This window comes from Neorhizobium sp. T25_13 (assembly GCF_002968675.1).
Classification (GTDB): domain Bacteria; phylum Pseudomonadota; class Alphaproteobacteria; order Rhizobiales; family Rhizobiaceae; genus Neorhizobium; species Neorhizobium tomejilense.
In genome coordinates, this window is sequence record NZ_PVBI01000010.1 from 182,957 (window position 1) to 202,014 (window position 19,058).

General features: G+C 63.3%; 14 protein-coding genes and 1 riboswitch. Of the genes, 4 read left to right on the plus strand and 10 right to left on the minus strand.

Annotated elements, in window-relative coordinates; translation table 11 throughout:
- Positions 1-3 precede the first annotated feature (3 nt).
- Positions 4-1,545: an aldehyde dehydrogenase family protein gene (locus tag C5J22_RS22820; RefSeq protein ID WP_105440113.1), complete on the minus strand. Its 1,542-nt coding sequence runs from the start codon at positions 1,543-1,545 to the stop codon at positions 4-6.
- Between the two features lie 56 nt (positions 1,546-1,601).
- Entirely contained in the window at positions 1,602-2,885 is a 1,284-nt protein-coding gene (locus C5J22_RS22825; protein WP_105440114.1) for an FAD-binding oxidoreductase, read from the minus strand.
- A gap of 98 nt (positions 2,886-2,983) precedes the next feature.
- Here C5J22_RS22825 and C5J22_RS22830 point away from each other — a divergent pair, with 98 nt between their 5' ends.
- Both C5J22_RS22830 and C5J22_RS22835 read left to right on the plus strand, forming a co-directional pair.
- Positions 2,984-3,922, plus strand: coding sequence for a LysR family transcriptional regulator (locus tag C5J22_RS22830; RefSeq protein WP_105440115.1), 939 nt, complete (start codon positions 2,984-2,986; stop codon positions 3,920-3,922).
- 53 nt (positions 3,923-3,975) lie between these two features.
- Positions 3,976-4,212 (plus strand): Lrp/AsnC ligand binding domain-containing protein, encoded by a 237-nt coding sequence (locus C5J22_RS22835; RefSeq protein WP_007765628.1) that lies wholly within the window; start codon positions 3,976-3,978, stop codon positions 4,210-4,212.
- A 54-nt stretch (positions 4,213-4,266) separates the two neighbouring features.
- Here the strand turns inward: C5J22_RS22835 and C5J22_RS22840 are convergent, their stop codons facing one another.
- The 3 genes from C5J22_RS22840 to purU form a co-directional block, all read right to left on the minus strand.
- The gene (locus C5J22_RS22840) at positions 4,267-4,464 is read right to left on the minus strand and encodes a hypothetical protein (protein WP_007765631.1); all 198 of its coding nucleotides are present in this window, start codon (positions 4,462-4,464) and stop codon (positions 4,267-4,269) included.
- 432 nt (positions 4,465-4,896) lie between these two features.
- Positions 4,897-7,542 carry an aminotransferase class III-fold pyridoxal phosphate-dependent enzyme gene (locus C5J22_RS22845; protein WP_105440116.1) on the minus strand — a complete coding sequence of 882 codons (2,646 nt, stop codon included), beginning with the start codon at positions 7,540-7,542 and terminating at the stop codon, positions 4,897-4,899.
- 85 nt (positions 7,543-7,627) lie between these two features.
- Positions 7,628-8,512: a formyltetrahydrofolate deformylase gene (purU, locus tag C5J22_RS22850; protein ID WP_105440117.1), complete on the minus strand. Its 885-nt coding sequence runs from the start codon at positions 8,510-8,512 to the stop codon at positions 7,628-7,630.
- Positions 8,513-9,098: 586 nt separating this feature from the next.
- Between purU and C5J22_RS22855 the strand changes: the two genes are divergently transcribed.
- A complete protein-coding gene (locus C5J22_RS22855; protein WP_245440501.1) occupies positions 9,099-10,856 on the plus strand; it encodes an alpha/beta hydrolase in 1,758 nt (585 codons plus the stop codon).
- On the opposite strand, the gene C5J22_RS22860 is transcribed toward C5J22_RS22855, so the two are convergent.
- The 5 genes from C5J22_RS22860 to C5J22_RS22880 are packed head-to-tail and all read right to left on the minus strand — an operon-like array spanning position 10,824 to position 16,666.
- Positions 10,824-13,286: a glycoside hydrolase family 2 protein gene (locus C5J22_RS22860; RefSeq protein WP_105440119.1), complete on the minus strand. Its 2,463-nt coding sequence runs from the start codon at positions 13,284-13,286 to the stop codon at positions 10,824-10,826. The two genes, C5J22_RS22855 and C5J22_RS22860, sit on opposite strands and share 33 nt — an antisense overlap.
- Positions 13,283-14,266, minus strand: a complete 984-nt coding sequence (locus C5J22_RS22865; RefSeq protein WP_105440120.1) for a DUF1839 family protein — start codon at positions 14,264-14,266, stop codon at positions 13,283-13,285. Before C5J22_RS22865 ends, C5J22_RS22860 begins: the two co-directional genes overlap by 4 nt.
- Positions 14,267-14,270: 4 nt before the next feature.
- Positions 14,271-15,182 carry an amino acid--[acyl-carrier-protein] ligase gene (locus tag C5J22_RS22870; RefSeq protein ID WP_105440121.1) on the minus strand — a complete coding sequence of 304 codons (912 nt, stop codon included), beginning with the start codon at positions 15,180-15,182 and terminating at the stop codon, positions 14,271-14,273.
- 49 nt (positions 15,183-15,231) lie between these two features.
- Positions 15,232-16,413 carry an acyl-CoA dehydrogenase family protein gene (locus C5J22_RS22875; protein WP_105440122.1) on the minus strand — a complete coding sequence of 394 codons (1,182 nt, stop codon included), beginning with the start codon at positions 16,411-16,413 and terminating at the stop codon, positions 15,232-15,234.
- A gap of 1 nt (position 16,414) precedes the next feature.
- Entirely contained in the window at positions 16,415-16,666 is a 252-nt protein-coding gene (locus C5J22_RS22880; RefSeq protein ID WP_046606773.1) for an acyl carrier protein, read from the minus strand.
- Positions 16,667-16,845: 179 nt separating this feature from the next.
- Positions 16,846-16,978: riboswitch (TPP riboswitch) on the plus strand.
- 99 nt (positions 16,979-17,077) lie between these two features.
- Between C5J22_RS22880 and thiC the strand changes: the two genes are divergently transcribed.
- The gene (gene thiC, locus C5J22_RS22885; RefSeq protein ID WP_105440123.1) at positions 17,078-18,889 is read left to right on the plus strand and encodes a phosphomethylpyrimidine synthase ThiC; all 1,812 of its coding nucleotides are present in this window, start codon (positions 17,078-17,080) and stop codon (positions 18,887-18,889) included.
- Positions 18,890-19,058: the final 169 nt, after the last annotated feature.

Below are 19,058 nucleotides of genomic sequence, written 5' to 3' on the forward strand. Positions count from 1 at the left end.
CGGTTATTCGATGTCGAACTTGACGCCCTGCGCGAGCGGCAGGGTGCGGCCGTAGTTCAGGGTGTTGGTGGCGCGGCGCATATAGACGCGCCATGCGTCGGAACCGGATTCGCGGCCGCCGCCGGTTTCCTTCTCGCCGCCGAACGCGCCGCCGATTTCGGCGCCCGAGGGGCCGATATTGACGTTGGCGATGCCGCAATCCGAGCCGCGGGCGGAGACGAAGGTTTCCGCCTCGCGCATGTCGTTGGTGAAGATCGAGGAGGAAAGGCCCTGCGGCACGTCATTGTGCAGGTCGAGCGCTTCGTCGAAGCTCGAATATTTCATCACGTAGAGGATCGGAGCGAAGGTCTCGTCCTTGACCGGCCCGGACTGGGCCGGCATTTCGACGATCGCCGGGCGGACGTAATAGGCGTCGGCCGCCTCGTCCTGGTGGACGCGTTCGCCGCCGGTCACCTTGCCGCCTTCCGACTTGGCGGCTTCCAGCGCCTTCTGCATCTTGTCATAGGCTGCCTTGTCGATCAGCGGGCCGACGAGGTTGCCGTTTTCGAGCGGGCTGCCGATTGTCACCGACTGGTAGGCCTTGGCGAGGCGCGGCACCAGCGTTTCATAGACGCTGTCATGCACGAAGAGGCGGCGCAGCGAGGTGCAGCGCTGGCCGGCGGTGCCCATGGCGGCGAAGGCAACACCGCGAAGCGTCAGGTCGAGATCGGCGGTCGGGGCGACGATCGCGGCATTGTTGCCGCCGAGTTCCAGCAGCGAGCGGGCGAAGCGCGACGCCAGCCGCGGGCCGACGGCGCGGCCCATGGCCGTGGAACCGGTCGCGGAAACCAGCGGGATCTTGTCGTGGTCGACCAGGACTTCGCCGATGTCGCGGCCGCCGATCAGGACGGTCGAGAGGTTCTTGGGGGCCTTTCCGCCGTCGGCGATGAAGCGGGCGAGCGCCTTTTCGAAGATCGCCTGGGTGGCGAGCGCGGTTAGCGGCGTCTTTTCCGACGGCTTCCAGACGGTGGAATTGCCGCAGACGATGGCGAGTGCCGCGTTCCAGGACCAGACAGCGACCGGGAAGTTGAAGGCGGAAATGATGCCGATGGCGCCAAGCGGATGCCAGGTTTCCATCATCCGGTGTTCGGAGCGCTCGGTGGCGATGGTCAGGCCGTAGAGCTGGCGGGACAGGCCGACCGCGAAATCGCAGATGTCGATCATTTCCTGCACTTCACCGAGGCCTTCGGAGGTTATCTTGCCGACTTCGATCGACACCAGCCGGCCGAGTGCGGTCTTGGCTGCGCGCAATTCCTCGCCGAGCAGGCGGATCAGCTCACCGCGCTTGGGAGCCGGTACCAGCCGCCATTCGAGGAAGGCCGCGTGGGCTGCGTCGATCGCCTTTGCGGCGCCGGCGGCGGTTTCTTCCGGCAGCTTGCCGATCTCTTTGCCTGTGATGGGCGAACGGACGGCGAGCGTGCCGCCGGTATAACTTTCGGCCTTTACGCCGAGACCGCCCAGAATGTTTTTCACCTCAGCGGCGAGATCGAGTGTGGCGAGCGTCATGTCAGTCTCCGGATGTGTAATTTTCGTCAATCTACAAATCGGTGGCGGTTTCGCAATCAGAACCGCTCGCCGACGAAATGGGCGACCTGTGCGCCCGCCTCGTAATAGGCTTCCTTGATGGCGCGGAAGGCCGGTTCCTGCGGGCTGGAAAGCGGCAGCGGCAGGTCGGCCTCGGAGGTCTCCCCGAGGATATGTCTTGCAAGCAGCTTGCCGAACGTCGTACCGGGCGCGATGCCCCGGCCGTTATAGCCCGAAAAACCGATCGTGTTGCGGCCGAATTTGTGGAGGCGCGGCAAAGCGTTGTCGGTCATGCCGATCTTGCCATACCACTCGGCCTCGAATTCCACCTCGCCGAGCTGCGGGAAGATGCGCTTCAGCGAGCGCCGAGCCCAGCTCTTGTGGATCGCCGTACCTGTTCCGCGCAGGGCGCCGACCGAGCCGAAGACCAGCCGGCCTGCCTGATCCATGCGGAAGGAAGAGAGGATTTCCTTCGTGTCCCAGCAACCCTCTCGCCCGGCAAGGATGGAGCGGCGCAGGTTGTCGCTGAGCGGCGTGGTGGCGAGATTGAAATAGGGCAGGTGCACCTGCTCGCGGCGTACCTGTTCCCAGGGGCCTGTGCTGTAGGCGTCGGTTGCGACGATCACCCAGTCGGTGGTGACCTGGCCGAAAGCGGTCTTGACGAACTTTCGGCCGTCGATCTCACCGGTGCCGGTGACCGCGCTGCCGGTATAAAGCTTGGCGCCGGCCTTCACCGCCGCATGGGCAAGACCACGCGCATAGGCGAGCGGCTGCAGCGTGCCGGCGCGCAGGTCGAGCAGCGATCCGGAATAGGCGGTGGAACCGACACGCCTTTCCGTCTCGGCGGCGTCGAGCAAAGTCACGGGGGCGCGGCGCGCCTGCCATTGCCGAGCGCGTTCCTCCAGCTCTTTCAGCCCTTCCGGGCCAACGGCGCAATGCAGCGTGCCGTTCTTTTCGAGCTCGCAGGCGATGCCGTGTTTGTCGATCAGCTCGCGGACAAGGGCAGGGCCGTTGCCGAGCAGGTCGAGCAGGCGTTCACCGTAGATCGGGCCGAGTTCCTTGGGGAAATCGTCGGGCATCACCCACATGCCGGCATTGATCAGGCCGACATTGCGGCCGGCGCCGCCGAAACCGATCTCCGCCGCCTCCAGCAGCACGACATTGGTCCCTGCTTGCGCAAGATGCAGCGCGGCCGAGAGCCCCGTATATCCGCCGCCGACAATCACCACATCGGCAGATATCGCCTCCTCCAGCCGGGTGGTGAGCGGCGGGGCGGGGGCGGTCTTTTCCCAGAGGCCGTGAGAGCGGGGATCGTTCAGCATGATGATTGTCCGGGAGCGTTGATCGCCAACTCTTTACAGGGAGCAGTTATCGATGAATATCGACATGTTCTCAACAGATCATTCGCTGGAGGAATGACATGCTGCCGCCCCGGCGCTTTCTCCCGTCATTCTCGCTGCTCTCCGCCTTCGAGGCGGCGGCCCGCACCGGCAGCGTCACGGCTGCGGCAAACGAGCTCGGCCTGACCCAGAGCGCCGTCAGCCGTCAGATTTCGGCGCTGGAAAGACAGCTCGGCGTGGCTTTGTTCCTACGCGAGCGGCAGACGATCCGGTTGACGCTTGCCGGAGACGGGTATGCCCGCGAGGTGCGGGAGGCGCTCAGGCGCATTTCGCATGCCTCGCTCAATCTCAGGGCCAACCCTTCCGGCGGCACGCTGAACCTCGCGGTCCTGCCGTTTTTCGGCACGCGATGGCTCACCCCGCGCATCGGCCGCTTCCTGGAGGCGCATCCGGGCATGGTGGTAAATCTCATCACGCGGCTCGAACCTTTCGACTTCCGGTTTGATACGCTGGATGCGGCGATCCATTTCGGCTCAGCCCGCTGGCCGGGCGCCACGCTCACCTTTCTCATGGATGAGGAAGTCGTGCCGGCCTGCAGCCCGGCCTTCAAGACCAAGCATCATCTTCAAACGCCGGCGGATGTGCTTCGGGCGCCTCTGCTGCATCTCAACACGCGGCCGGATGCCTGGGAACTGTGGTTTTCCAGGAACCGGATAAGCTTCGATGCGCTGCACGGCATGCTGTTCGACCAGTTCATGACCATGGTGGAGGCGGCGACCGCCGGCCTCGGTGCGGCTCTGCTGCCGCGGTTCCTGATCGGCCGGGAGCTGGAACAGGGCCTGCTGGTGCCCGTCGTGGAGGCCGAGAGGATGGAGACCGGGCAATACCATCTTGCCTATCCGCCCGACCGGGCAACCTACCCGCCGCTTGCCGCCTTCCGGGACTGGATCACCGACGAAATTCATCGCGACGAGAATCGCCAGGATATGCTTGCGAACGGCGGCGGCATCGGCCAATAGTCGGACATGTCCATCATGATCGCTCAGGCGATCCGACCGACGGGAAGACGTCCATGAAACCTATTTTCGTCCAGCTTCGCTGCAAGCCCGGCAAGACCTACGAGGTTGCCGACGCCATCTACAAGACCGAGCTCGCGTCCGAACTTTATTCGACCAGCGGCGACTGGGACCTGCTGTTGAAGGTCTATATCAAGGACAACGACGAGATCGGGCGCTTCGTGAATGAGAAGATCGCGTCGATCCCGGGCATCGAACGTTCGCTGACGACGATGACCTTCACTGCGTTCTGAGCGCAAAAAAAAAGCCGCCACAAGGGCGGCTTTTGAAATTGAACTTAAAAAATATCAGACATGCGCCGCGGAGGCGCTGTTGCGCGAGCGAACCAGCTCGCGGATGGCAAGACGCACTTCGTCGGCAGAGCCGAAACGCTGCTCGTCCAGATCGATGACATGGAATTTCACGGCGATGAACTTGAGCCGGTCCGCGTCAGGAATGACAATACCGACGGGCTCGCCGCCGAACTCGATTACTTGCTTCTGCATGGCAGACTCCCGCTTTGGCTGCTTGCGATGCAGCTCTGGCGAATGAAAATTTTCAGGAACGATTGAACTGAAGCGTTACATTCGACAGCACGGAAGGGAGCGGCGATCCGTGCCATTCATTTTGAACGCGGCCTCACCAAAGGCGGCGACGCGGATGAATTTAAACATGTCACTCTCCCTTCTCGGTGTAGCGCGAAAATCAGCCAGACTCAGCAGGCCGAACGAAAATCATCTGTAGGCGAATCCCACAAAATGATCAACGAAAATCAGTCTACCTAGAATTTTTTTCCGACTGATGACAGGAAGAAGGCCGAATTGTGAAATTTCATTCGCGATTCTCGGCCTCCGCCCGTCAGCCCAGAGATAGGTGGCTTTTCCACCCAAGCAAGGTTCGACGGTGGAAAATTTCCGGCAACGACCGGATCGGCCAGCTCAAATTTCCGAGAGCAGGGTCTCGATCCGATCCACCAGCCCGTCCGCGCTTTGGCGGCTGAAGCACAGCGGCGGACGCAGAACGAGGCGTCTGGGAGTGCCGATATCGGCGACGATGCCGGGTCGCAACCGTTCGCCGAGGTCCGCTGCTTCGTCGGCGAGATCGATGACCAGCAGCAGCCCGCTCCCCGATACGGCGGAGATCGCGGGAAAACGTTCGGCCAGGCTTTCGAGCCGTGTCTTCAGATGGCTGCCGATCTCGCGCGTATTTTCGCGCATTTGTTCCTCCCGGATAACGTCGAGCGCCGCGATGGCTGAGGCCGCCCTGACGGGGCAGATCGCCGGCGGGTGTTGGTCCGAGGGGAGGTTTGCGGCGATCTCGGGCCGTGTCATGAGAAACGACGGAGCGCCGCCGTCCGGGCCGTCCACAAACACGATGTCCGGCGCGAGCCCCCGGTGCGAAAAGCCCCAGGTGTGGTGGCCGAGGCGGCCATAACCGGTTCCGGTTTCGTCGACGATCAGCAGGCCGGCCTTCTGCCGAAGTTCCGTCAAGGGCTCGTCCAGGTTCGCGGCCTCGCCATAACCTTGGGCCAGCACTGCAGCGACATCATCGAGATCGTGGATCATGTCGGTTGCCGTTCCAACCGATGGAACAGCGAAGAAGTCCGGATCCCGACGGTCCGTCCGCGGCCCCGGCAGGCCGATGATGCCACGCTTGTTGGTATGGCTGCGGGCAAGCCTGAAGGCGAGATCCAGCGCCTCCGCGCGGCCAGAGACAAAAAAGACATGGCTCAGCCCTTCGGGCGCAAGCTCGGTCAGTTGCGCGCGCAGAGCCTCTTCCGATTCTGATGGATGGCCTGCGGCGCGGTTGAGGAGGATCGTCTGGCGGTAGGTGGCGGCAGCAAGGCGGGGATGCCCGTAGCCGATCAGCGGCGCCTGACCGGTGAGATCGAGCGCGCTGCGGCCCGTCGCATCGAAGAGATATTCCCTCCAGCCGCGGGCGGGCTGGTCGGGATATTTCGGAGCCGGGGCATTCGCGTCGATACCGAGCAGCGCCGACGGCGAAGGGCATAATCTCGCCCACGTGCCCACCTCGGTCGGCTTGCAGAAGAGCGGCGGCACGAGATCCGGATCGAGGCAGAACCTGAGGCGCAGGCCGCCGACGGTATTTTCGGTCCCCGCGATGACGCCAAGCGGGTCGCCCGCGGCGAGCTCGGTCTCTTCGGCCAGCGTGCATTCAAGGCCTTCGACATGCAGAGTCAGGTCGCGGCCGACAAGGACGAGGCGGGGTCCGGCGGCCTTCAGCGTACCCGCAAAGGGCGCCACCGCCGGCATCCGGGCGGGTATGCAGGCATCGATGTGAAGCGCGAAACTTTCCGGTTCCTGCTGCGGATCGGTGCTGCTTTTCGAAAGCCGGTATTCGCCGTAGCGGGTACTGGCCCGGCCGGTCTCCCGGGCGATGTGGGCAAGCAGCTTCCAGTCGTTGTCGGCATCCGTCCAGTTCCCGCCGTAGAGAAGCGGGCTGGTGACGCTCAAATCCACCAGCCGGAAAGTTTCCGGGTCGATATCGGGCAGGAGGCGGCCGATCTCCGGCAGCGGTTTTTCCATGCCCGTCGTATCAAGGATGGCCGCAAGTACCTGTGCCGCCGCAACGGAGGCTGCGGCGTTCAGGACGGCGCGGCGTTTCTCCGCGCCTTCCCTGGCTTGCGGGTCGTCGGGTGATCCGGTCTGACGGCTTTCGGCTTCGGCGGCGAGAATGCCGGTGCGGGCGACGACCAGCGGCCACAGTGCCTCGAGTTCGTTCAGGGTGAACGGGTAGATGTCGTGATAGGCGCGGATCGCCGGCAGCAGCGCAAAGGGATCGCCGTCGCGGTCGGCGAGCAGATAGGCGCAGGTATTGGCGAAACCGGCGACCAGCCAGCCGTTGGAAATGCCGGTGAAGTCCGTCACGCCGGTCGGCAGCCATGCGCCATCCGTATCCTCGCCGACGACGGTTTCGCCGTTGATGTTCTGGTGCGCCGCCGCGATCCTCAGGCTGGGCCCGAGCGGCTGGATGCGCCGGAGCGCCGTCACCATCGCCTTGGCGATCACGTCGCGGATTTCCTGGTCGGCCACGGCGGAGAGGAGCGTGACCGTCTGGGGGCCGGCCTTGCGCAGGTCCCCTTCCGGTTCGCGCTGCAGGACCGGATGTTCGAAATCCAGCAGGCTTTTTGCAAGTGCTGCGGAGATCGCCCCGAAGGCCGCCACGGCCTGGTCCGGCAGTTTCTCGCCACTCGGCGGGGCCGTACCGTCGAGAAAGGTGAGGAGCCGGATGCGCCGGTCTTCGCCGCCGAGCGGCAGGACGAGCGTGTCGCCGCCATCTTTGGTTAGCACCGGCTCGGGAACCCGCGGCCCGTCCGGGCTGCGCAGGATATGGCGCATCAGGGCGTGTTCAGCCTCGATCTCCTCGAGAGGTCCTTCGGCGGGCGCCACCTTGAGCAGGTAGCGCATGTGGCCGTTGTCGATCAGGAAATAAGGGTTTTGCCGGCCTTCGATCGGGAAGATCTGCCCGGAAAGCCCGTAATGATCGCGTAGAACGTCCTCGATCGCTTCGATCGGAACGTCATTTGCAGGAGGCTCGATGAGTTCGGGCAGTATGTCGGACATGAACCTCTCCGGAAGGGCGCTTCCGAAGAGGATAGAGCGTTAAAGGCCTGCGTCCATAGGCCTTTCTACCGACTTTGGATGAGCCTCAGCCCATACGCTCCGAAGCGTAGGAGCCGGGGCTCGGCGGGAAGACGACGGTGCGGTTACCGTTGATGAAGGTGCGGTGATGGATATGGGCGTGGATGGCGCGCGCCAGCACCTGGCTTTCGACGTCGCGGCCGAGCGAAACATAGTCGTCGGCCGACTGCGCATGGGTGATGCGCACCGTGTCCTGCTCGAGGATCGGGCCTTCGTCGAGATCGGCGGTGACGTAATGGGCCGTCGCGCCGATCAGCTTCACGCCGCGGGTATAGGCCTGCTTGTAGGGGTTGGCGCCCTTGAACGACGGAAGGAAGGAGTGGTGGATGTTGATGATCTTGCCGGACATCTTCTTGCAGAGACTGTCGGACAGGACCTGCATGTAGCGGGCCAGCACGATGAGTTCGGTACCGCTCTGCTCGACCAGATCGAGAAGCTGGGCTTCGGCCTGCGGCTTGTTTTCCTTCGTCACCTTGATGTGGTGGAAAGGAATGTCGTTGTTGACCACGAGCTTCTGGTAGTCGAAATGGTTGGACACGACGCCGACGATGTTGATCGGCAGGGCACCGATCTTCCAGCGGTAGAGCAGGTCGTTGAGGCAATGGCCGAAACGCGACACCATCAGCAGCACTTTCATGCGCTCTTCGGTGTCGAAGATCTCCCATTCCATCTCGAACCGGTCGGCGATCGGCTTGAAGCCTTCGAGCAGTACCGGACGTTCAGCGCCTTCTTCGGAGAGGAAGCTGACGCGCATGAAGAACTTGCCCGTGTCGAGGTCATCGAACTGCGAACTGTCGATGATGTTGCAACCCTTTTCCGCCAGAAAGCCGGAAATCGCCGCGACAATGCCGCGTGTCGTCTTGCAGGATACGGTCAGGACATAGTTGTTCATGCAAATTCTCCCTCCTCTGCCATCGGTCGGCCACTCCGTGTATACATAAAATTGGTGCCGGACAATATCCGGTCCCACGTAGGACGGGAAAATGCCCGGCGAGGCCCGGTCTTGGTCCTGGAATGTGTACAGCCCGTCTTGTTTGTCTGTCCAGATGAGCTTCTTACCTGCCGACCTTAAAGCCAGCCACCCAAAATTCCGTTCCTTTTGCGCCGTCGGCGCGCGCATCACCGCCGCGGGAGCGGTTCGGCAACGATTCGCATTTGCCAAAGGTTATGGTGGCAGGTTGCGGCTGGTCCTGTTGGGCCGCCGGCGAATGGTGGCTGGAAAACGAACCGCTCAAACATCCAGCCGACCAAAAGCGGCGACCGGCCGCAGATGCAGGTTCTCTCCCGCGTCTTTTCGGAACAATCCAGCTGCGATCGGTAAAATTGCGCCAGATAGTTTAAGCGCCTGGAAGCAAGGTCGGACGTATTGCTGGCGCAGTGATCAAAAACCTGCCGGCACGACCATGATGGACGCACGACCTCAATCCCCGGCCGCCGGGGAAACCTCGCCCCTGCCTCAACGCGCGGCGTCGCAACCGTTGACGTTCGACGGCACCGTCGGGCTTTTCACGCCACCGTCCGCGGGAACCGCGCCGTCCGGCGTGGCCGTGCTGTTTGCCAGCCCCTGGGGACTGGAGGAAATGTGCACGCGCAAGTTCTGGCGCATCATTTCGGAAAAGCTTGCCGATCGCGGCGTTGCCAGCCTGCGGTTCGATTATCCCGGAACCGGCGATGCGCTTGACGACCTCGACTTCGAGGGCGGGCTTTCCGTCTGGTCCGACAGCCTCGTCTCTGCTGCCACCCATCTCAAGGCGCTTTCCGGCTGCGAGCGGATCGCCCTCGTTTCCCAAGGCCTGGGGGCTGTCGTCGCGACCAAGGCCGCCGAGAGGCTCGAAGATCTGGCCGGCATCGCCTATATGGCGCCGGTCGTTTCCGGCCGCCTGCATATTCGTGAGCTTGCGGTCTGGTCCAAAGTAGTGGACGAAAATCTGGGCCTTGCCGACGAGCAGCGCGACAAGACCGGCGTGTCCATCGCTTCCCTCACCATGCCCGGCCAGATCGCCGACGAGGTCCGCAAGGTCAATCTGCTGATGATCGATCGGCAGGCCGCGCCGCGCGTTCTGGTGGTCGGACGGGCCGACCGGCCGGCCGATACGCAATTCGCCACGCGGCTCCGGGCGCTCGGGGCGGATGTGACCGAGCAGGCTTTCGAAGGTTACGACCAGCTGGTCTCCAACCCGGCGATTGCAAGACTGCCGCTCCCGGTGGCGGACAAGCTGGCTGACTGGATCGCTGCCTTACCCGCGGAGGCAATCTACGCGACACAACGCCCGCCGGTGCAGGCGGAGCCGCTCGTCGGTGATGGTTTCACGGAAACTCCGGTTCGTTTTGGCCTCGATGATCGGCTGTTCGGGGTCCTCTGCGAGCCGAACCACGGCCGCGCGGGCGCCACGGTGCTTTTCCTGACATCGGCGTACGACAGGCATGCCGGCTGGGGCCGCTCGACGGTGGCGCTGGCCCGGTCGCTGGCGCGCTCCGGCATTCCTTCGCTGCGTTTCGATACGGCCAATGCGGGAGATAGTCCGCCGGTGCCGGGCCGGCCGGAACAGGTCCTCTATCATTCCACCCAAAATGCCGACGTATCGGAAGCGATCGACTTTCTCCAAAGCCGCCGCCTTACGCCGGTCGTCACCGCAGGCCGCTGCAGCGGTGCCTATCTCGGCTTCCAGGCCTCGGTCGCCGAACCGCGCATCGCCGGCAATGTATCCGTCAATCCCGCCGTGTTTCACTGGTCGCCCGGCCGCTCGGTCGAGGATGCGATCGTCAACGGCACGCGCAGCCTGCAGGACTATCGCAGGCGGGCCCTGCGCGCCGAAACATTCAAGCGCATCATCCGAGGCGAGGTCGATACCATTGCCGCGGCCCGCAATATCGCCAAGGGTCTCGGCAACCGGGCCAGGCACAAGATCCTGCATGCCTTTCGTGGTTTCCTGCCGGAGGGCCGGGCGATCTACGGCGCTTTCCGCACCCTCAACCAGCGCGGCACCTCCATCTCGCTGATCTATAGCGAAAACGATCTCGGCCTCGAACAATACGACTTCTATTTCGGACATGACGGGTCCGGCTTGAGCCGTTTCCCCAATGTCTCGGCGGAAATCATTCCGGATGCCGACCACAATCTGACGCCGGAGCATGCCCGCGCTGCCTATCTCAAGGCTCTCAGGCAAATGGCCTTCCGCTTTCCGCTGGAAGAGCTTGCCTATTCAAAAACGCAGGATTCGATCGCCGCCGAGTGAACGGATCGTGCCGCCGGGTCTGCCGGCGGCGCCCGAGAGTGCGGCAAGGCGGATGCGCCTGATTGCGCCCGGCGCCAGGTGAAAGCCATTGTCGGAGGGGCGATAACCGGCACATTCGATGCTGACCGACTGCGCAAAGCTATCCGTCGAAAGCTCCAGCCAGAACTCTCCCCCATCCTCTGCGACCGAAACCGCAATTTCGGCATCGTGGAAAGCGCGGGCGCGTCCAAGCGGGAAATGGAAAGCCTCCGCGACAATCTCCCCCGTTTGCGCATGTTTCAGCCGCGCAACCGTCACGTCGTGAGAGGGTGGGCCGAAACGGTAGGCGTAGTTGGTGTCGAAGAAGGCGCCGAACAGATCGGTCGAGGCGATGCTCTCGCTGCTGCGAGAAACAAGTGTCAGGTCCCGGCGGCCTGAAACCACCGCCATCCTGCCGTCCCGCAGGCAGGCGAGTTCGAGAACCACCGGCAGGTCGGTGGGCGTTTCATTGAGAAGGTGGATATCCAGCCCGTTGGTGCCCTCGTCGGCAAATATGGCCTGGACCGGCCGGAAGGCCCGCTTCAGTGCAAACCAGGCAGGTTTCGGCGTGCGGTCGACGCCAACCGCGCCCCAGCTGGGACCGGGCATGACATCCTGGAAGGTGAAGGCGAGCGCGCCGTTGCAGGTCGAGTCGGGCCGGCGCCATTCGGCGAAGGCGGCTTCCATCACCTCCCCGGTCACGGCGCGGGAGAGGGCGAGATATCGTTCCGGCTGCTGCGCACGCAGCGTCTGCGGATCGGCATCATAAAGCGTGCCGAGGTAATGATCGCGAACGTCCTCGAAATCCCAGTCCACCCCGGCATCACGCGGAATTCCGGATTTGCCGCCGGCCAGCGTTTCCGAATCGGAGAGGTTTGAGAACGCCAGGCACTCGGCTGCGAAACGGATATTTGCCCGCCGCGCATCCTCGAGCGGCCGCTTGTAGGCGCCGACACCGTAATAATGGGCGACACCGGCATTCGGATAGAAAGGCAAGGCGCCGCCGGAGGGCGAATTCGTTACATAGGGCAGGTCCGGCCGGCAATCGGCAGCCAAGGCAGGAAGGATTTCCTCGCAGAGCGGGCCTTTCCAGATGCGTTCCGGCAGGCCCAGCATGGCACCTTGCTGATAGATTTCGCTGCCGCCGCAAAGCACCGCAAGCGACGGCGAGGCCTGCGTCGCCGCCAGGAGCTGCCCAACTTCCGTTTTCACGTGAATCACGAAATCCGGATCGCCGGCCGGATAGTCGAAATTGGCAAGCATCAGATCCTGCCAGACCAGCAGGCCGAGCTCGTCGCACAGCGCGAAGAAATCCGGGCTTTCATAGGTTGCGATGCCCGGAATGCGGATCATGTTCATGCCCGCTTCTTTCGCGAGCCTCAGCCAGGGTTCATAGCTCTCGCGGTCGCCAGGCAGCTTTGCGATGTCGGCGGAAGTCCAGACGGCACCGCGGCAGAATATCTTGTCACCGTTGACGACGACGGCGAAGTCATCGCCATCGGTGCCGCGATCGACCGTCAGGCTTCGAAAGCCGGTGCGGACGATCAGGAACTCCTTGTCCTCGATCTTGAGCGTCACGTCGTACAGTGCCGGCTCGCCATGGGTATGCGGCCACCAGGGTTCTATACCCGGCAGGCGAAGCGCGGCGGAATATCGGCCGCCGTCATTTGTAAAATGTGTCTCGCTGCCATTGCAGACGAGCCGGAGATCGTGGGGCGGCCCGTCAAAGGGAAAGCTGACCTTGAGAAGGCCCGCTCCGCGTTCATCAAGCTCGGCGGAGATGGCGAGCTTCCTCTTCTCCCCAGCGGGGAGAAGGTGGCCCGCAGGGCTTGACGAGGCGGGGGACCTGATCACCGAAACCGGCCGCCAGGGTCCCACTGGATGAACCTCCGGACACCATCCCGGCATGAAGCCAAGTGCGGTCGTGCGGATCAGGCGGAGACCTTGGCTGTTCATCAGCCGCGGACGCCAGCGGGCACGAGGCCCGGTCTTTCCCAGATGCGGTTTAAGGGCTCGAAAGCAGATCGACAGGGTTTCGCTGCCGGTCAGTTCCACCGCGACTTCATGGCTTTCGAACATGCTTGCCGAGGATAGGATCAGCGTCTCGCCGAGAAACACTTCGGCGACGGTTGCAAGCCCGGCAAACCGCAGGATCGCCGGCCCAGGCGTTTCACCGGCAAGCGGACAGCGATACCAGGCATCATTGTCGATCAGCGGCTCGGGATTGCTGCGGTCGAAGCGGCCGGCAGCCTCCAGGGCGGCGGCGGCCGTGCCGGGCACCATGGCCGGGAGGAATTCCAGGTCCGGAGGAAGATCGGACGGCAGGGTGTAGGCGCCAGGCTCCGTCAACGCCAAGGACCAGCCCTCGGCAAGAAGGCTGGTCCTTGATCCGATCGGGATAAGAAGGCTCACGCGGCCTCGCGGGCGTGGCTCAGCGTCGATGCCAGGTCCCCCATCAGCAGGTCCCAGGCGTCGGCGGCCGGATCGAGCGCTGTTGCCAGCGGTTCGAACTTCTTGCGGGTCAGGGCGCGGGCAAGCTGGAACTGGGTGGATTTAGCCACTTCCGAAATCCTCAGCGCCTGCCGTTCAGGCTGGGCGAACGCCTTGTGGTTCAGCCAGGCGAGATGGCTTGCCAGCAGTTCGAAATTGGCGCCGATCTGCCGGAGCGTGTTGAACGCGTATTTGTGAAAGAAGCCGAAATCCCTCTCGGCGATCCGCTCCACCTGCGCCGGGAAGACTTTGCCGAACGCGCGGATCGGATTCTCCTCCGGCCGCCGGGGAAAATGATGCCTGAGCAGCTTCCACGCGGTTTCGCGAATTTCCCTCGCATCCGGATAGGCGGCGGGGAACTTGGCAAATTCGGTATAGGGCAGGAAGGGCAGCGCCTCCGGGCTGGCGTTCAACTGGAACAGGCCATCGAAATCTTCGCCGGAAAGGGTGAAGAAGCCGCCATTGTGGAAATAGTCGAGCTCGCGGCGTTCGAGGTCCAGCCGGTTGATCGCGACCGTCGTCTTGCCGTGTTCCTGGCGATAGGCGACGCCGCGCGTATCGGGCAGGTAAAAACTGTCGAGTTCGAGCAGCGTCAACCGGCCGCGGCGGATCTGTTCCGCAACATGCCATTCCGGCCGGTCGAAGATCGCCAGTTCGGTCACGCGGATGCCGAACAGGGTCTCCAGGTCTTCGAGCGGCACCTTGAAGAAGGTGAACTGGTCGCCCTCGAAATCCTGGGTCAGGGTGAAACCGAGCATGGCTTCCGGCGGCAGGCCCTGCGCCGAAAGCACCTCTATCCACAGATCGACGTAACAATTCGTCTCCGGCCATATGCGCTCGGCCGAATGCAGCGCATGGGTCCTGTAGTTCGCCGGATCAAGCGCCGGAAATACCGCCGTCATTGGATCAGCCCCAGAGCGCGGCGCGGACGGAGCCCGGCCACTCTTTTAAGTCCAGACCGTGGGTGTGGAAGAGCGCAAGCGCGATGCGCTCGAGGCCGAAACCGACGCAGGCCGTGTGAGCGACGCTGCCATCCTCCAGGTTGAGGCCCCATTTCAGGCCGAAACTGTCCTGATGATAGTTGAAGCTCATGCAGGCGGTCGGCTTGGCGACGGAGGTGATCGGGATCAGGAGCTCGAACTTCAGGTTCTGGTCGCGCTGGTTGTTGACCAGCATCTTGCCGGCGCGGCCGAAGAACGGGTCGTTGGCGATGTCGATCTCCACCTCGAGGCCGAGCGACTTCATCATCTCGACGCCGCGATCCATCCACAGCTGGCGGAAATCGGTGACGTGGCTTTCGGTCCCCATGCAGACATATTCGCGCATGCGGAACAGCTGCTGGCGGGCCGGATCCTTGGAGGGCTCGTGGCGGAAGCAGTAGCTCTGCAGGTCGAAGAGGGCGCCGCCGGCGGGCAGGCTGCCGCGGCGCGCAACGGTCGGATAGAGCGGATAGCAGGCCGCCGGCGTTAGCACGATGTCGGTCGCTTCCTGGCCCTTGGTCCAGTCCTCCTCGCCGACTTCCATGCATTTCAGCAGGCTCATATGGTCGAGTTCGTTGCCGCAGAACGAATGCACCGTGCCGGCGAGCTGCGGGAAGCTCTTCATATAGCCGCTGGTCTCGAAGAAGGCGCGGTTCATGCCCGGCGGGAAGCGCATCGCCTCGGCACCGTCGCTGCCGCCGACCTTGTCGATCAGCCGCTCGAAGGCGGCGATGACGTCTTCGAACTGGCCGCTGCGGCCATACAATCCGTCGACGCCCGTCTCGATCAGCAGGCCTGCATCGAACAGTCGGTCGAGAAATGAAACTTGCATATCCATGGCTTTACCTCATTCTTTTCAATGGTTTACATATGAAATGATCGGGGCGTCAGCCGAGCAGGCTGGTGTCCGGTTTCTGAACGAGCAGCATGGTCGACGTGTTGCCGAGGATGCGGTCGTTGGAAATCATCAGCTGGGCGGAATGCGCGTCGCGCAGATGCCGGCCGAGACTGTAGGGCGTGCCGTTCTTGTAGCCCATGATGCCGCAGATGATCATCGCCTGGTTGATGATGGTCAGGATGGTCTCGGAGGAAGCCAGCTTGACGTTATTCATGGCGATCGAAAACGCCATCGACGACAGCTGGTCGTGATCCGCCTTGGCATCCGCGTAGATCCTGAGGCCGGAGAGGATGCCGGCCTTGAGGAGCTGCAGCAGGTTCGAGGCTTCGGCGAGCCTCAGCGCGCCGGGCGGCTGGGTGCCGCCGGCCTTGCGGGCGGCGGCACGCACGAAGGCCTGCGCGCGCAGTACCGCGTCGGCGGCGATCCCGTACCAGACCGCGCTCCAGAGGAGATGCGAGGTGGCGAGCATCGATTGCGCCGCGATCTCGGCGAACGGCTTTGGAAAGATCTGGACGGACGGCGCCTCGCCCCTGAAGAGGAAACCGTCGGAGCAGGTGCCGCGCATGCCGAGCGTATCCCAGTCGACGGTCTTCTGCAGGGTATACTGGCCTTGCTTGAAGACGGTCATGACCTGGTCGGTCGGTGCGGCCTTCTCGTTGGAGCGCGAGGTGACCATGATCGCATCGGCGTGGGCGCCGTAGGAAATCACCGTCGCATCCTTGGTCAAGCGGCAGACGTCGCCGTCGACCTCGATCGCGCAGATGGAGTTGCGCATATTGCCGCCGATGCCGCCCTCGGTCGTCGCGGAGGCGACGAGAAGCTGGCGGCCGGCAAGCTCGCGCATGAAATCCCGATGCCATTCGCTGTCGCCACCGTGCTCCACGAGGCTCGAAACCTTGATCTGGTGCATGGCGAAAACCATGGCGCTCGCGGCGCAGGCCTGTCCCAGGATGGAGCAGACCTCGGCGATCTCGGCGATCGAAGCACCCTCGCCGCCGAACGCGGCCGGGATCTGGATGCCGATCAGGCGCTCGGCTTTCATGGCATCGACCGCCTCGCGGGGGAAGCGGCCGTCATGATCGACGCGGTCGGCAAATTCGGCCGCTACGGCTGCCACGCGGTGAGCGCGGGCGCTCAGGCTCATGTCGGCGGCAAAGGCGGGGAGGCTCATCTCAAGCGGCCTCGCGCGCTTTCAGGATATGCGAAACCGTCTGCTCGATCGCGGCTATGCTGGCGAAGGACTTGCGGTTCAAAAGGCTGTCGGGAAACTCGATGTCGAAGGCCTCTTCCAGGCCGAGCATCAGTTGTACGGATGCAAATGAGGAGAGGCCGGCCGCATAAAGATCGGCGCCGTCTTCCAACTCGGTCACCGCGACCGGAAGGCCGCCTACACGTGTGAGCAATTCGCGAATGGTCTCGTTCATCTCGACATCTCCGGATCGTTCAAATTCTGCGTTCATCGCTGGGGACGTTATTACGCAGGAAAGCATAAGATTCCGGTAATAAACGTCGTGAAGTTAGGGCTGCGGGATTCCGTAAAATCCGATCGATCGCCATCCGCATGCCCCGGCTTGACATCAACGGCCCGCGGGTTTCTGATGGCGCCATTCACCAGGGGGGTCCCGCCAAGGGGCTGAGATACTGCTGGTCGGACCGGCTTTGGCCGGCCGAGGCGCAGTGACCCGTTGAACCTGATCCAGTTCATACTGGCGTAGGGACGGTGCGGGCGCTGCGGCAGCGAGGGCGGGAAACCGTCCTTCGGATTCCGGGGTGTTTTTCCATCATTCCAACACTGGAACTGGGTCTCCAAACGTCAAACCTTGGAGCCTTGAGCCATGAATATTGCAACCACCAAGCTCACCCCGGTCGTCACCACCGGCCCGCTTCCCGCTTCCACGAAGGTCCTGAAAGCAGGAACGATCCACCCGGACATCCGCGTGCCGATGCGCCAGATCGCGTTGCATCCGACCTCCGGCGAGCCGCCGGTCACCGTCTACGATTCCTCCGGTCCCTATACCGCCGAAGGCGCCGCGATCAGCATCGATGCCGGCCTGCCTCGCCTGCGCGAAAGCTGGATTGTCGCCCGCGGCGATGTCGAAACCTATGAAGGCCGCATCGTCAGGCCGGAGGACAACGGCTTCGTGTCCGGCAGCCACCTGACGCCGGAATTCCCGGTCCGCAACCAGCCCTTCAAGGCGACGGCGGGCAGGGCCGTCACCCAGCTCGCCTATGCGCGGGCCGGCATCGTCACGCCGGAGATGGAATTCGTCGCCATCCGCGAGAACCTCGGCCGGCAGGCGGCCAGCGAGCCGCTCATCCGCGACGGCGAAAGTTTCGGCGCCCATGTGCCGGACTTCGTGACCCCCGAATTCGTTCGGCGCGAAGTCGCCGAAGGCCGGGCGATCATTCCCGCCAATATCAACCATCCCGAATCCGAACCGATGATCATCGGCCGCAACTTCCTGGTGAAGATCAATGCCAATATCGGCAATTCGGCCGTCACCTCGTCGATGGCCGAGGAAGTCGAGAAGATGGTCTGGGCGATCCGCTGGGGCGCCGATACGGTCATGGACCTGTCGACCGGCCGCAACATCCACAATATCCGCGACTGGATCATCCGCAATTCGCCGGTGCCGATCGGCACCGTGCCGCTCTACCAGGCGCTCGAAAAGGTGAACGGCATTGCCGAGGACCTGACCTGGGAGGTCTATCGCGACACGCTGATCGAACAGGCCGAACAGGGCGTCGACTATTTCACCATCCATGCCGGCGTGCGGCTCGCCTATATCCCGCTCACCGTCAACCGCGTCACCGGCATCGTTTCCCGCGGCGGCTCGATCATGGCCAAGTGGTGTCTGCACCACCACAAGGAGAGTTTCCTCTACGAACATTTCGAGGAAATCTGCGACATCGCCCGGGCCTATGACGTCTCGTTCTCGCTCGGCGATGGTCTTCGCCCGGGTTCGATCGCCGATGCCAACGATGCGGCCCAGTTCGCGGAACTGGAGACCCTCGGGGAGCTGACGAAGATCGCCTGGGCGAAGGATTGCCAGGTGATGATCGAAGGCCCCGGCCATGTGCCGATGCACAAAATCAAGGCCAACATGGACAAGCAGCTTGCGGTCTGCGGCGAAGCGCCGTTCTATACGCTCGGGCCGCTGACCACCGATATCGCGCCGGGCTACGACCACATCACGTCGGGCATCGGGGCGGCGATGATCGGCTGGTTCGGCACCGCCATGCTCTGCTACGTGACGCCGAAGGAACATCTCGGCTTGCCGGATCGCAACGACGTCAAGGTGGGCGTCATCACCTACAAGATCGCAGCACATGCGGCCGATCTCGCCAAGGGCCATCCCGCGGCGCAGGTGCGCGACGACGCGCTGTCGCGCGCCCGCTTCGAGTTCCGCTGGGAGGACCAGTTCAACCTCTCCCTCGATCCGGAAACGGCCCGCTCGATGCATGACGAGACCTTGCCGAAGGAGGCGCACAAGGTGGCGCATTTCTGCTCCATGTGCGGCCCGAAATTCTGCTCGATGCGGATATCGCATGACATCCGCGCCGAGGCGCAGAAGGAGGGACTGGAAGCCATGGCTGCCAAATATCGCGACGGCGGCGATCTTTACATGCCGGTCGAGAAGGGGTGAGCTGATCCTACACCCTTCTATGTGGAGGTCAGTTCAATTCGCCGCTGCCCTACTGCCCAGCCAATCTCCCCTCAAGAGCGAGGTGATCACATATGAAGGCATGGGGCGGCGCGGCATTCTTAACCCTCCCCCTTGTGGGGAGGGTGCCGGCAGGCGGGAGGGGTTTTGA